The organism is Myxococcus stipitatus DSM 14675, from assembly GCF_000331735.1.
Classification (GTDB): Bacteria; Myxococcota; Myxococcia; order Myxococcales; family Myxococcaceae; genus Myxococcus; species Myxococcus stipitatus.
The window spans coordinates 4,369,389-4,382,295 of sequence record NC_020126.1; the positions used below are offsets into that span (position 1 = coordinate 4,369,389).

Genomic DNA, 12,907 nt, shown 5'->3' on the forward strand with positions numbered 1-12,907 from the left:
CCATGGCCGGCCCTCTGTCACCTGCTCCCGACGTCGCCGACGAAGAGGCCCTCGCGCGGCTGCGCTTCCGCAGGGCGCTGGCGCGCAAGAAGCGCAAGGAGCGCGAGGCGGCGGGGGAGATCAAGGAGCTGAACATCACCGCGATGATGGACATGATGACCATCCTCCTGGTGTTCCTCCTCAAGTCGTTCGCCTCGTCGTCCGCGGCGGTGACGGCCTCCGAGGACGTCCGGCCGCCCATCTCCACCACGCGCGCGACGCCTCGGGACACCGTGGCCGTCACCATCACCCCGAAGAGTGTCCTCGTGGGGGAGCGTGAGGTGCTGCGGTTGAAGGACGGACAGCTTCCCGCGCAGGCCCTCCAGGGCCGGCTGGTGCTCCCGCTGGACGCGCAGCTGAAGAAGGAAGTGGAGAAGCTGAAGTACATCGCCGAGCGCAATCCCCAGGCGCCCTTCAGCAAGGAGCTCTCCGTCATCGCGGACCGCAAGGTCCCCTACGACATGCTCCTCAGCGTGCTCTACACCGCGGGGCAGAACGAGCTGGAGAACTACCGCTTCGTCGTCCTCAAGAAAGAGGGCGACTGAAGGCGCTCCCGGGGCAGGCCCGGGAGCCCCCAGGACGTCGTGCCGCCGACGCTACAGGGACGGCGTGGCGTACGGTCCGCCGCGCATGTCCTGTTCGTGGGAGGTGGCGTCCTCCTCGCAGCGGATGGCGAACGGGAGGGCTTCCAGGCGCTCCATGGAGATCTCCTGGCCGCAGTCCACGCATTCGCCGAACACGCCCATGTCCATGCGGCGCAGCGCGGCGTCGATGAGCATGACTTCGCGCCGCTGGGCCTCCATGAGGCTGGACAGGGTGTAGTCCGCCAGCTCCGACTGCGCGTTCTCCTCGTACTCGGGATCTCGCTCCTGCTCCTTGAGCGCGGTCAGCTCGCGGTGCGTGCCGGCGCTGGTGGTGAGGATTTCCCGCCTGCGGCGCTGGAGAATCTCACGGACCCTCAGCAAGTCTTTGGCTCGGCTCATGATGGCCTCGTCTTCCGTGTGGACGTCTTCGGGTGCGTCTGGCGCTCGCCCGGATGAACGCCGTCCCCGAGCGATGAACGCGAGAAACGTAGGGTTTCAACCCAGGTGGGGAAACCGCGCCTTCCAGCCGGGGATGGCGGCGGCTCGGAGGGCGGCCGGCCGGACCGGGGGCCCTGGCCTCGACGCCAGGTTGACGCCCCTGGTTTCGCGACTGGGACAGGGGGTGCCAGTCCTGGTAACTGTTGCTGACGGGCATGCGCCTGGCGCTCCCGGGAGGAACAGGATGGCCGACGTGAAGCAGCAGCGGGTGACGGTGATTGGTGGGGGCCTGGCGGGTACGGAGTGCGCATATCAACTCGCTCGCCGGGGCGTGCCGGTGGTGCTGCGCGAGATGAAGCCCCACAAGCGTTCTCCGGCCCACAAGTCGGACTCGCTCGCGGAGCTGGTGTGCAGCAACTCGCTGCGCTCGGACAACCCGGAGAGCGCCGTGGGCCTGCTGCACGCGGAGCTGCGCGCCCTGGGCTCGTTGATTCTGCGGAGCGCGGATGAGCACCGCGTTCCCGCGGGCGACGCCCTGGCGGTGGAGCGCGAGGGCTTCTCCAGCGCGATTACGCGCGCGCTCCTGGGCCAGGCCGGCGTGGAGCTGGTGGCGGGCGAGGTGGAGACGCTTCCGGAGGAGGGCCCCGTCGTGGTGGCCACCGGGCCGCTGACGTCGGACGCGCTGACGCGGGAGCTCGAGCGGCACGTGGGGCAGAAGCTCTATTTCTACGACTCCATCGCCCCCATCCTCTCCGGGGATTCCGTCGACATGTCGGTGGCCTTCCGCCAGAGCCGCTATGGCAAGGGGGGCGGGGACGACTACCTCAACCTGCCGATGGACCGGGAGGAGTACTACCGGTTCATCGCCGAGGTGAAGGCCGGGCAAAAGGTCGTCCCGCACAGTTTCGAGGAACCCAAATACTTCGAAGGCTGTCTGCCCATCGAGGTCATGGCGGAGCGAGGCGACGACACCCTGGCCTACGGGCCGATGAAGCCCGTGGGGCTGCGAGACCCGCGCACGGGCAAGGAGCCCCATGCGGTGGTGCAGCTGCGCATGGAGGACCGCGCCGGCACGTCGTGGAACATGGTGGGCTTCCAGACGCGACTGACGTGGGGCGAGCAGAAGCGCATCTTCACCACCTGCATCCCCGGCCTCCAGGGCGCGGAGTTCCTGCGCATGGGGCAGATCCACCGCAACACGTTCATCGACTCGCCCCGGCTCTTGTCGAGCGACCTGTCCCTGAAGTCGGAGCCCCGCCTGTACTTCGCGGGGCAGATTTCGGGCGTGGAGGGCTACGTGGAGAGCGCGGCGTGTGGCTACCTGGTGGCGCTGGCGCTGCACGCGAAGCTGACTGGCACGGAGTGGGTGCCGCCTCCGGCGACGACGGCGCTGGGCGCGCTCTTCCGCCATGTGACGGGTGAGGCGCACCCGCCGGACTACCCGCATCAGCCGTCCAACATCATCTTCGGCCTCTTCCCACCCCTGACGGGGCGGATGAAGAAGGCGGATAAGCGGGCGGCGTACTCGGCCCGTGGGAAGCAGGACCTGGCGGCGTGGCTGCCGCACGCGGGTGTCCCGGCATCGGGCGCCCCGGAGCACGAGGAGCAGAGGAACGCATGATGCGGCCGAGGCTGGGACGACTTCTGGGCGCGGGCCTGATGGCCTCGCTCGTGTGGGCGGGCGCGGGATGCAAGAAGGGAGGCGAGTCGGAGGCGGGGAGCACGCCCTCGACGCCCGCTCCGAGTGCCGCCGCGCGCCCCGCGAGCAGTCCTCCCGCGTCGAGCACCTCGGGACGCGGCGCTCCCTCGGGTGCGGGGCAAGGGCTCCTGCTGGAGGCGGGCCGGGCCGCGGACCTGCGAGTCACCGCGGACGGGCGCTTCGCCACGTACTTGATGAACGGGCAGAAGCCTCGGCTGGATGGGGTGCCGCCGCAGATGTTGCTGGGCGCGCTGCACGTGGTGAAGGTCGACGGTGGTGAGCCTCGGCTCCTGGGCGAGAGCGTGACGAACGTTCCGGGCGGGCTGCTCTTCTCGGCGGACTCGAAGCACGCGCTGTTCCTCACGGGCTACAACCCGGCTTCGCAGTCGGGCTCGCTCAACGTGGCCGTGCTGGATGACGAGAAGGCGGACCCGGTCGTGCTGGGCACGGCCGTCAGCTACATGCTTCCGTCTCCGGACGGCACGAAGCTCGCCTTCGTGGACGGTGGCAAGCTGAAGCTCGGGCCGCTGCCCTCGGGGCCCTTCGTGGACGTGGCGGCCGAGGTGAGCACCGCGCAGTTCACCGCCGATGGGAAGTCGCTGCTGCTCAAGCGCCGCCTGTCCGCCGCGGGGGGGCTGGCCGTGGTGTCCGTGGAGAAGCCCGAGGACGCACCGCGAAAGCTCGCGGACCAGGTGGGCGACTACGCCGTGTCACCGGACGGCACCCACGTGGCCTTCCAGGTCCGCAGCGAGTCCGTGCGCGGGCTCTATGACTTGTACCTGACCGACCTGTCGGCGCAGAAGCCGAAGCGCCTGGCCGTGGCCTCGCAGGCTTTCGGCTTCTCTCCGGATGGCAAGTGGCTGGCGCGCTCGGAGAACGGCAAGCCGGACGTCCCGGGAGACTTGTACGTCGGGCCCGCCAGCGGTGGGCCGGGCCGCAAGGTGGGCGAGCGCGTGGAGATCTTCTCCTTCTCGCCCGACTCGCAGGCGGTGGGCTTCCTGGACAAGTACGACGTGACGGCGCGTGCCGGGTTGATGGCCGTGGCCTCGCTGCCGGATGGGGCGCCGAAGCGGGTGGGGGACCGGGTGCCCAACTTCGTATGGGGCTCGGATGCGCGCTACGTGGCGTTCCTCTCGCGCTTCCTCAAGCCCGAGTACTCCGTGGACCTGATGCTCTACCCGCTGGGCGCGGAGAAGGCGGAGAAGGTCCACCGCGGCGTCTTCGGCTACGGCTTCATGCCGGGCAACGGTCAGGTGGTGTTCCGCTCCAACTGCATCCGCAACGGGCGCGCTTGTGACTTCAAGGCGCTGGAGCTGCCCCAGAAGGCGGACCCGCAGACCTGGCTCCAGGGCATCTTCAGCTACAAGCTGTCCGCGGATGGAAAGCGCGTGCTGGCGACGTATGCGCGGATGGACTCGGACACCTACGACATCGCGGCGTACGACGCGAAGACCCAGCAGCGGAAGCTCCTGGACCAGGGTGTCCAGGTGCCCGTGCACTTCGGTGGCAAGGACGAAGCGCGGGCCGTCTACATCATCTCGCAAGGGGCGAAGGCGGGCGTCTACAGCGTGTCCGCCCTGCCGTAGCGGGCGATGTGCTCGGGGGGGGCAGGGGCTATCGCAGTGAGAGGTGGAAGCTCACGCCCCCGTCCCCGACGCTGAAGCCCGCGTGCGGCCCGAGCACGAGCAGCGAGAAGAGCGCCATGCCCAGACACGCGAGGGCGACCTTGCGGCCGGTGCGCAGCGAGTGGAAGAACGTCGTCTCGTAGTTCACGCCCACGTAGCGCAGCGCGAAGAAGAACCCGATCGGCAGCAGCGGTGTGTCGTTCACGGTGAACCACAGGGTGGAGAGCGCGAGCAGCTCGTAGTACCGCTTGCGGCTCAGGTGGAAGCGGTCGTCGTACTCGGCGGTCGTGTCCATGGTGCGGGGCTTTCGGGAAAGGGTGTGCCGCGCGCCGATTGCACGGCGGACGCCACCCTTGTCTCCTCGGTGTTCCGCTGAGTTGGCCGTGGGCCGCGTCCATGTGTCTGGACACTGGGTCCGAGGTGACAGGCGAGCGCTCTGCCTCGTGAAGGAATGCTCTCTCGAGCCCGTGCGAGGCGTCTCCGGGTGTGCTTAGGTCCGCCGCCCGTATGACTTCGACACCGCTTGTCTATCGCCGCTATGGCGGCTCGCTCCAGGTCGACATCCCCACCTTCGACGTGCTCGTGGAGGCCGCGCGCATCCCCGAGACGCAGTGGATTGCCACGGCCTGTCCTCTGGAAGGGCTGAGCTGTGACCCGGCCTTCCTCGCCTTCATGGACTCGGACGGCAATGGGCGCGTCCGCGTGGCGGAGGTTCGCGCCGCCGTGGCCTGGGCCGCGAAGCTGCTCAAGGACCGGCGTGGCGCCGACGCGGCCAGCGACGTGCTGGAGTTGGCCTCGCTGTCCACCGATGCGGCGCACCTGCGTGGCGCGGCGGAGATGATCCTGCGCACGTTGGGCGCGCAGGACCTGGGGCGCATCTCGCTGGCGCAGGTCCGCGAGAGCGACAAGGCGCTGCGCAAGTCGGGGCAGAACGGGGACGGAATCGTCGCCCCCGCGCTCCTGACGGAGTCGCTGCGCCCGCTCGCGAAGGACGTCATGGCGAGCTTCCCCGAGGTGAAGAACCGCTCGGGCGAGGCAGGGGTCGACCCGGCGACGCTGAAGCGCTTCCGCGAGGAGCGCGAGGCGCTGCTCAAGCACCTGGACACGCGCGGCGCTGTCTTCGTCTGGGGGGAGGACAGCGAGGCGCGAGCGCGGCGCATCCGCGAGGTGGCGCCCCTCCTGGACACGTACTTCCTCCAGTGCCGTCTGGTGGCCGCGCAGCCCGAGGCCGCGGCGAGCCTGCGGCTGCGCGCGGAGCGCGTCGAAGGCGCGTTGGGAGACGCCGCGGCGCTGGGCAAGGCCGTGGGAGATCTGCCCATCGCGGCGCCCGAGGCCTCCGGTGTTCTCGAGTGGTCCCGGCTCCTGCGCGGTCCCGCGTATGAGCAGTTGCAGGCGTTCCGCCGCGACGTCGCTGGCCCGGTGACGGGCGACCTGGAGCGACTGTCGGACGCGGCGTGGAGGGACCTGGTGGCGAAGGCCGACGCGGTGCTCGCGTGGTTCGCGCAGCGCGACGCGAATCCGCTGCACAAGCTCGCGGGCTCGCTGGCGTCGGTGTCGCTCGCCGACTTGGATGCGATGGACGCCGCGTGCCAGGCGGACCTCGCGCTGGCGCCGACGCTGGCCGCCATCGTCGAGGTGGAGCGCCTGGTGCTGTATCAGCGCTGGCTGCTCGTCTTCGCCAACAACTTCATCAGCATGCCCAACCTGTACCTCCCCAAGGCGCCCGCGCTGATGGAGAAGGGGACGCTCATCCTGGGCGGCCGCAAGTACACGTTGTCGGTGCTGGTGAAGAACCGCGCCGAGCACACCTCGCTCACGAGCCAGGGCACCACCTGTGTCCTCTACGTGCAGGTCGCGCCGAAGGACGGCACGCCGGGCTACGAGGTGGCGGTGCCCGTCACGCGCGGCCGGAGCACGGACCTGGTCGTGGGCAAGCGCGGCGTCTTCTACAACGTGGACGGCGTGGAGCACGACGCCACCGTGACGCATGTCATCCGCCAGCCCGTGTCGCTGTGGGAGTCGATGACCATGCCCTTCACGCGCATCGCCTCGTTCGTCACCAACAAGGTGGAGGGCATGGCGACCGCGGGGGAGAAGACCTTCGACGCGGCGCTGGAGGAGGGCTACACGCACGCGGCGACGGCCAAGCCGCCGGCGGCTCCCGCGACCGCGGCGGCTCCCGCGCAGGCGGCTCCAGGGGGGCTCGCCGGGGTGCTCGCGGCCGGCAGCATCGCGGCCGCGGCGCTGGGTTCATCGTTCGCCTTCATCGTCTCGCAGGTGAAGTCGCTGTCGATGGCGGATGTCATCACCGCCGCGTCCATCATCGCCATCGTGGTGATGGCCCCCGCGGGCTTGATGGGCTGGCTGAAGCTGCGCCGGCGCAACCTGGCGCTGCTGCTGGAGGGCTCGGGCTGGGCGCTCAATGACCGGCTGATGCTCACGCGAGGACTCTCCACCCTGGTGACACGTCGCCCCCGGCTCCCTCAGGGCTCCCGCGTGGACCACCGGGACATGGTGCGCCCCGCGTTGCTCGCGCAGATGGAGGACGATGGCGAGACGGAGGGCCTGTCGGGCTGGTCGCGCCTGGGGCTGGGAGTCCTCATCGCGTTCGTCCTGCTCTGGCAGGTGCGAAACCCCATCCTCACGTGGGTGTGCGAGAAGGCCTGGTTGTCGGAGGCCACGTGCGTCGCGCTGCTTCCCGCGCCCCCGGCCGTCCCGGCGCCGCCTCCTCCGGCCGCGGCCCCGCCCGCTCCGGCTCCGGCGAAGTAGGCGTTTCGCGGGGCCCGGAATCTTGCGAGGCTCTCCGGGCCCCCTACGCTCCTGCCCGCCATGACGAACCTGTCGCCGCTCTTGGAGAAGTTCCGGGTCCACCTCGAGGACGAGAAGGGGTCGTCACCGCACACGGTGCGCAACTACCTCATCGACCTCGTCGACTTCGAGCGCTACCTCACCGAGCGGATGAAGCTGTCGCTGCTGGCCGGGACTCACGCCGCGATTCGCGGCTACCTGGGCACGCTCAGCGTGGACCATGCCCCCGCGAGCCGCGCCCGGCGCCTGGCCTCCATCAAGTCCTTCTACAAGTACCTGGTGCGGCAGAAGCTGCTCCCCGCCAGCCCCGCGAAGCTGGTGAAGAGCCCGAAGCTGCCCAAGGCGCTGCCCAAGGTCCTGCCCGTGGAGGAGGTGTTCGCCCTCCTGGACGTGCATGACCTGAAGTCCGTGCTGGGCCTCCGGGACAAGGCCATCCTGGAGCTGCTCTACGGCGGCGGGCTGCGTATCAGCGAGCTGTGCTCACTCGACCTGCTCGACGTGGACCGTCGTGGGCGCATCATTCGCGTCATGGGCAAGGGCAGCAAGGAGCGGCTCGTGCCCGTCAACGCGCAGGCCATCCGCGCGCTCGAGGCGTACCTGGCCCGCCGGGGAGAGCTGCTCGCGGAGCCCCATCCCACGCAGGCTCCGGAGGCCATCTTCCTCAACTTCCGGGGCGGTCGGCTCACACCCCGCAGCATCCGCCGCCACCTGGACGCGCACGTGCTGAAGTGCGCGCTGGCTCGCAAGGTGAGTCCGCACGCGCTGCGCCACTCCTTCGCCACGCACCTGTTGGGCGGCGGCGCGGACATCCGCAGCATCCAGGAGCTGCTGGGCCACGCGAGCCTGTCCACCACGCAGCGCTATACCCACGTCACCTGGGAGCAGCTCCAGCAGGTCTACGACGCCGCCCATCCCCGGGCGTGAGGCGGAGGCCGCCGCGCCCGCGCCCGGAGAAACGGTGCGGGAGCGGACAGGCAGGCGGTGTTCCTTGGAAACGTGGCGCGCGGCTTGTTAAACCCGCTCCATGTTCCACGGCACCACCATTCTTTGTGTGCGGCGCGACGGGAAGGTCGCCATCGCGAGCGATGGCCAGGTCTCCCTCGAGAAGACGGTGATGAAGAACACGGCGAAGAAGGTCCGCAAGCTGGGCGAGGGGCAGGTCCTCGCCGGCTTCGCGGGCAGCACCGCCGATGCCTTCACCTTGTTCGAGCGCTTCGAGGGCAAGCTCAAGGAGCACCAGAAGAACATGGCGCGCGCGTGCGTCGAGCTGGGCAAGGACTGGCGCACCGACCGCTTCCTGCGGCGCCTGGAGGCCCTGCTCATCGTCGCGGACCGGGAGAAGACCTTCATCCTCTCCGGCGCGGGTGACGTGATTGAGCCGGACTACGGCATCGCCGCCGTGGGCAGCGGAGGTCCGTACGCGTTCGCCGCCGCGCGAGCCCTCATGGCGCACACCCAGATGTCCGCGCGCGACGTGGCCCACCAGTCGCTCACCATCGCTGGTGAAATCGACATCTACACCAACTCCCACATCTCTCTCGAAGAGCTCTAGGAGCCACCCCTTGGCTGAGACGCGAAAGACCTCCACCTTCACGCCCCGCGAGGTGGTGGGGGAGCTGGACCGCTACATCGTCGGTCAGAGTGCCGCCAAGCGCGCGGTGGCCATCGCGCTGCGCAACCGGTGGCGCCGTCAGCAGGTCTCCGACGACCTGCGCGACGAAATCCATCCGAAGAACATCATCATGATGGGCCCCACCGGCGTGGGGAAGACGGAGATTGCCCGAAGGCTCGCGAAGCTGGCCCAGGCGCCCTTCGTCAAGGTGGAGGCCTCCAAGTTCACGGAGGTCGGCTACGTGGGACGCGACGTGGAGTCGATGATTCGCGACCTCGTCGAAGCCGCCATCTCGCTGGTGCGGGACGAGGAGACGGAGAAGGTCCGTCCGCGCGCCGAGGAGATGGCCGAGGACCGGCTCATGGAGCTGCTCTCGAACAACGGCGCTCCGCGCACGCCCTCCTCGCCGCCGCCGTTCGGCTTCTCGCCGCCGCCTCCTCCCGCGCCACAGCGCCTGGGAGACTCCGAGCGCGAGAAGCTGCGCGCCCAGCTGCGCGCGGGCACGCTCGATGACCAGTTCGTCGAGCTGGAGATGAGCGACAGCGCGCCCACCTTCATGCGCGGCTTCTCGGGGCAGGGGATGGAGGAGATTGGCGTCAACCTCCAGGACCTCTTCAAGAACATGCCGGGCATGAACAAGACGCGCCGCCGCCGGGTGCGCGTGCCCGAGGCTCTCCAGCTCCTGCGCCAGGAAGAAGCCCAGAAGCTGGTGGACCCGGACCGCGTGCAGCGCGAGGCCGTGGCCCGCGCCGAGTCGAGCGGCATCGTGTTCATCGACGAAATCGACAAGATCGCCAGCCGCGAGGGTGGCGGCAAGGGCGGCGGAGGCCCGGACATCTCGCGCGAGGGCGTGCAGCGCGACATCCTCCCCATCGTCGAGGGCTCCACCGTCAACACCAAGTACGGCATGGTGAAGACGGACCACATGCTCTTCATCGCCGCGGGAGCGTTCCACGTCTCCAAGCCCAGCGACCTCATCCCGGAGCTCCAGGGCCGCTTCCCCATCCGCGTGGAGCTGGAGCCGCTCTCCGGCGACGACCTCATCCGCATCCTGAAGGAGCCGAAGAACTCCCTGCTGCGGCAGTACACCGCGCTCCTGGCCACCGAGGGCGTGCGGCTGTCCTTCACCGACGACGCCGTGACGGAGCTGGCGCGCATCGCCCAGCAGGCGAACGAGCGCACGCAGAACATCGGTGCTCGCCGCCTGCACACCGTCCTGGAGCGACTGCTCGACGAGGTGTCCTTCTCCGCCAGTGAGCTGGGGCCTCGGGACTTCCAGGTGGACGGCAATTATGTGCGCGAGCGCCTGGGCGCCATCATCCAGGACGAGGACCTGTCGCGCTACATCCTGTAGCGCGCTATATGGCGCGCCAGCAGCCGTCCCACTCACGCTCAAGGAAGGTGACCCCCTTGCCGCAGCCCGTACCCGCCACCGCCACCCCGGCCTCCAACGACACCCTCATCCAGAAGGCCAAGAGCCACCTGCTGCAGAACTACAAGCAGCAGCCCATCGTCCTGGTCAAAGGGCGAGGGACTCGCGTCTGGGATGCGGACGGGCGTGAGTACCTGGACCTCATCGGCGGCGTGGCGACGTGTGCGCTGGGCCACTGTCATCCGGAGGTGGTGGCGGCCGCGCACGCGCAGCTGGACTCGCTGTGGCACGTCTCCAATGCGTTCTACTCGCAGCCGCAGATCGACCTGGCGGCGAAGCTGTCCGAGTGGAGCGGCCTGCCGCGCGCCTTCTTCTGCAACTCCGGCGCGGAGGCGAACGAGGCGCTCCTGAAGCTGGCCCGCAAGGTGATGAAGGACCGCGGGATGCCGGAGCGCTTCGAGGTCATCACCTTCGAGCGCAGCTTCCACGGCCGCACCCTGGCCACCGTCACGGCGACGGGGCAGCCGAAGTACCATGCGGGCTTCGAGCCGCTCCCCGCGGGCTTCCAGCACGTGCCCTACGGCGACCTGGACGCGGTCCGCGCCGCGGTGAAGCCCACCACGGCCGCCATCCTCGTGGAGCCCATCCAGGGCGAGGGCGGGGTGCGGCAGGCTCCGCCGGGCTTCCTCAAGGGCCTGCGCACGCTGTGCGACGAGAAGGGCCTGCTGCTCCTGGTGGATGAGATCCAGACGGGCATGGGCCGCACGGGCATCCCCTTCGGCTTCATGCGCGAAGGCATCCTCCCGGACGCCATCAGCATGGCCAAGGCGCTGGGCAACGGCCTGCCCATCGGCGCCATGCTGTGCCGCGACGAGGTGGGGGCGAGCCTGTCTCCGGGCAGCCACGGCTCCACCTTCGGCGGCAACCTGGTGGCCGCGGCCGCCGCGAACGCCGTCCTGGACGTGATTCGCCGGCCGGGGTTCCTGGAGGAAGTGACGGCCAAGGGGGCCTGGTTCCTGGGTCGCCTCCGGGAGATCCAGGGGCGCCTGCCCGCGGGCCGCGTCGTGGAGGTCCGTGGCCAGGGCCTGCTCGTGGGCCTGGAGATGGACCGGGACGCGCCCCAGGTGCTCGCGAAGCTGCGCGAGGGGGGGGTGCTGGGCAACGCCGCCGGAGACAGGACGGTCCGTTTCGCCCCACCGTTCACCATCACCCGTGAGGAGTTGGACCAGAGCCTGGCCATCATCGAGCGGGTGCTGGCCGCCCTCTAGAGTCTGGTGTCCTGGAGGGGGGAAGCCTGGGTGGGGGCAAACTGGGTGTTTGACGCCCCGCTCCCCCCAAACCTAGGCTTTCCACCTTCGGCAACCCGTTCGTGGACCGTCCTGTGAGCGCGCCAAACACGATTGTCGGCCTGGGGGCTCGGACAGACCACATCGCCACTGTGCCCAACGTGGACCCCGCTCGCCTCCAGCTCACGCCGGAGGAGACCGCGGTGCTGTCACTCGTTGGCCGCGTGGAGCGTATCGAGCTGGTGCTGTCACGTTCCACCCTGGGTGAGGCCCGCACCATCGCGCTGCTCCTGTCGCTTCGCGCGAAGGGCGCCATCGTCCCCGCGCGCGTGGTGCCTCGGAACCAGCCCGCGCCCGCGGTGGATGCGGCCCTGGCCGAGGAAGTCGACCTGGAGCCGGAGCGGAAGAAGGAGATCATCGACCTGGAGCGGGCCCTGGACGGGTTGGACCACTTCGCCGTCCTGGGGCTGCGGCCGGGGGCCCCCGCCACCGAGGTGAAGCAGGCGTACTACAACGCGTCGCGCCGCTATCACCCGGACCGCTACTTCGGAAAGAACCTGGGCAGCTTCCGCGCGCGCATGGAGCGCATCTTCCGGAGGCTGACCGACGCGCACAACGTCCTCACGCAGCAGGACAAGCGCGATGCGTACCTCAAGGCCCACCCGGCGCTCGCGCAGGCGTCCACGCCCGCACCGGCGCCCGCCGCTCCCGCGGCCTCGCCCGCTCCCGTCTCCGCGGCGTCGTACCCCGCGATGGAGCTGACGCCCCTCACGCCGGTGCCGCGCTCGCTGACGCGCCCCACGCCCGTCGCGGCGCCGCCTCCGCCCACGCCCGCACCGGTGAACGACGCGGAGTCGGAGGCCCGGCGCGCGGAGCGGCAGGCTCGGCTGGCTCGCCATCCGTACATGGCGCGCAACGTGAAGCTCTCGGAGCTGGTGGCGCGGGGCAAGGCGGCGGTGGCTCGGGGGGACTGGGAGCGGGCGTACCAGGACTTCCACCAGGTGCAGACGCTGGACCCGAAGAACCGCGAGGTGGCGACGCTGCTCCTCGAAGCCCGCAAGAAGCATGACGAGCAGCGCGCGGCCGTCGAGGTGTCTCGCGGGCGTGAGCTGGAGCAGCACGGCGACGACGTGGCGGCGCTGGCGGCGTTCCGGCTGGCGTACTCGCTGGATGGGGCGAACGCGGAGGCCGCGTATCGCGCGGCGAAGCAGGGGCTTCAGCAGGGCCAGGACGTGGGCGAGGTTCGCGCGCTGGCGCAGCGGGCCGTGGACCTCCAGGGGGCTCGGGTCGAGCACCATCTGTTGTTGGGGCGGATTCTCATGGATGCCGGGTCCAAGAAGCTGGCCAAGCGGGTGTTCGAGGATGCAGCGAAGTTGGAGCCGGACAACGCCGAGGCCAAGGCGGCGCTCAAGAAGCTGCGCTGGACCTTCTAGGATGGACACGC

The 12,907-nt window shown here is 69.8% G+C and carries 11 protein-coding genes; 9 read left to right on the forward strand and 2 right to left on the reverse strand.

The annotated features are described in order from the left end of the window. Positions 1–2 precede the first annotated feature (2 nt). Positions 3–584 carry an ExbD/TolR family protein gene (locus MYSTI_RS17135; RefSeq protein ID WP_015349037.1) on the forward strand — a complete coding sequence of 194 codons (582 nt, stop codon included), beginning with the start codon at positions 3–5 and terminating at the stop codon, positions 582–584. A 51-nt stretch (positions 585–635) separates the two neighbouring features. On the opposite strand, the gene MYSTI_RS17140 is transcribed toward MYSTI_RS17135, so the two are convergent. Continuing rightward, positions 636–1,022 (reverse strand): TraR/DksA family transcriptional regulator, encoded by a 387-nt coding sequence (locus MYSTI_RS17140; protein WP_015349038.1) that lies wholly within the window; start codon positions 1,020–1,022, stop codon positions 636–638. 283 nt (positions 1,023–1,305) lie between these two features. On the opposite strand from MYSTI_RS17140, the gene trmFO reads away from it, so the two are divergent. Both trmFO and MYSTI_RS17150 read left to right on the forward strand, forming a co-directional pair. After that, positions 1,306–2,682, forward strand: a complete 1,377-nt coding sequence (trmFO, locus tag MYSTI_RS17145) for a methylenetetrahydrofolate--tRNA-(uracil(54)-C(5))-methyltransferase (FADH(2)-oxidizing) TrmFO (RefSeq protein ID WP_015349039.1) — start codon at positions 1,306–1,308, stop codon at positions 2,680–2,682. Beyond that, positions 2,679–4,346 carry a TolB family protein gene (locus MYSTI_RS17150; protein ID WP_044280687.1) on the forward strand — a complete coding sequence of 556 codons (1,668 nt, stop codon included), beginning with the start codon at positions 2,679–2,681 and terminating at the stop codon, positions 4,344–4,346. Before trmFO ends, MYSTI_RS17150 begins: the two co-directional genes overlap by 4 nt. Positions 4,347–4,374: 28 nt before the next feature. Here MYSTI_RS17150 and MYSTI_RS17155 read toward each other — a convergent pair whose 3' ends face one another. After that, positions 4,375–4,680: a hypothetical protein gene (locus MYSTI_RS17155; protein ID WP_015349041.1), complete on the reverse strand. Its 306-nt coding sequence runs from the start codon at positions 4,678–4,680 to the stop codon at positions 4,375–4,377. Positions 4,681–4,892: 212 nt separating this feature from the next. Here MYSTI_RS17155 and MYSTI_RS17160 point away from each other — a divergent pair, with 212 nt between their 5' ends. The 6 genes from MYSTI_RS17160 (at position 4,893) to MYSTI_RS17185 (ending at position 12,896) form a co-directional block, all read left to right on the forward strand. Beyond that, entirely contained in the window at positions 4,893–7,154 is a 2,262-nt protein-coding gene (locus tag MYSTI_RS17160) for a hypothetical protein (protein ID WP_015349042.1), read from the forward strand. A gap of 60 nt (positions 7,155–7,214) precedes the next feature. Then, the gene (locus MYSTI_RS17165) at positions 7,215–8,117 is read left to right on the forward strand and encodes a tyrosine recombinase XerC (protein ID WP_015349043.1); all 903 of its coding nucleotides are present in this window, start codon (positions 7,215–7,217) and stop codon (positions 8,115–8,117) included. Positions 8,118–8,217: 100 nt separating this feature from the next. Next, a complete protein-coding gene (hslV, locus tag MYSTI_RS17170; protein ID WP_015349044.1) occupies positions 8,218–8,745 on the forward strand; it encodes an ATP-dependent protease subunit HslV in 528 nt (175 codons plus the stop codon). 10 nt (positions 8,746–8,755) lie between these two features. Next, entirely contained in the window at positions 8,756–10,159 is a 1,404-nt protein-coding gene (gene hslU, locus MYSTI_RS17175) for an ATP-dependent protease ATPase subunit HslU (protein ID WP_015349045.1), read from the forward strand. A gap of 47 nt (positions 10,160–10,206) precedes the next feature. Then, positions 10,207–11,445 carry an aspartate aminotransferase family protein gene (locus MYSTI_RS17180; protein WP_015349046.1) on the forward strand — a complete coding sequence of 413 codons (1,239 nt, stop codon included), beginning with the start codon at positions 10,207–10,209 and terminating at the stop codon, positions 11,443–11,445. Positions 11,446–11,558: 113 nt separating this feature from the next. Next, on the forward strand, positions 11,559–12,896 hold the full coding sequence (locus MYSTI_RS17185; RefSeq protein WP_015349047.1) for a J domain-containing protein: 1,338 nt from the start codon (positions 11,559–11,561) through the stop codon (positions 12,894–12,896). The last annotated feature ends 11 nt before the right edge of the window (positions 12,897–12,907 follow it).

What these genes read in the sequence shown, in the direction of transcription:
- MYSTI_RS17135 (WP_015349037.1), top strand. Translation starts at nt 3, where the DNA reads ATGGCCGGCCCTCTGTCACCTGCTCCCGACGTCGCCGACGAAGAGGCC.
- MYSTI_RS17140 (WP_015349038.1), bottom strand. Translation starts at nt 1,022, where the DNA reads ATGAGCCGAGCCAAAGACTTGCTGAGGGTCCGTGAGATTCTCCAGCGC.
- trmFO (WP_015349039.1), top strand. Translation starts at nt 1,306, where the DNA reads ATGGCCGACGTGAAGCAGCAGCGGGTGACGGTGATTGGTGGGGGCCTG.
- MYSTI_RS17150 (WP_044280687.1), top strand. Translation starts at nt 2,679, where the DNA reads ATGATGCGGCCGAGGCTGGGACGACTTCTGGGCGCGGGCCTGATGGCC.
- MYSTI_RS17155 (WP_015349041.1), bottom strand. Translation starts at nt 4,680, where the DNA reads ATGGACACGACCGCCGAGTACGACGACCGCTTCCACCTGAGCCGCAAG.
- MYSTI_RS17160 (WP_015349042.1), top strand. Translation starts at nt 4,893, where the DNA reads ATGACTTCGACACCGCTTGTCTATCGCCGCTATGGCGGCTCGCTCCAG.
- MYSTI_RS17165 (WP_015349043.1), top strand. Translation starts at nt 7,215, where the DNA reads ATGACGAACCTGTCGCCGCTCTTGGAGAAGTTCCGGGTCCACCTCGAG.
- hslV (WP_015349044.1), top strand. Translation starts at nt 8,218, where the DNA reads ATGTTCCACGGCACCACCATTCTTTGTGTGCGGCGCGACGGGAAGGTC.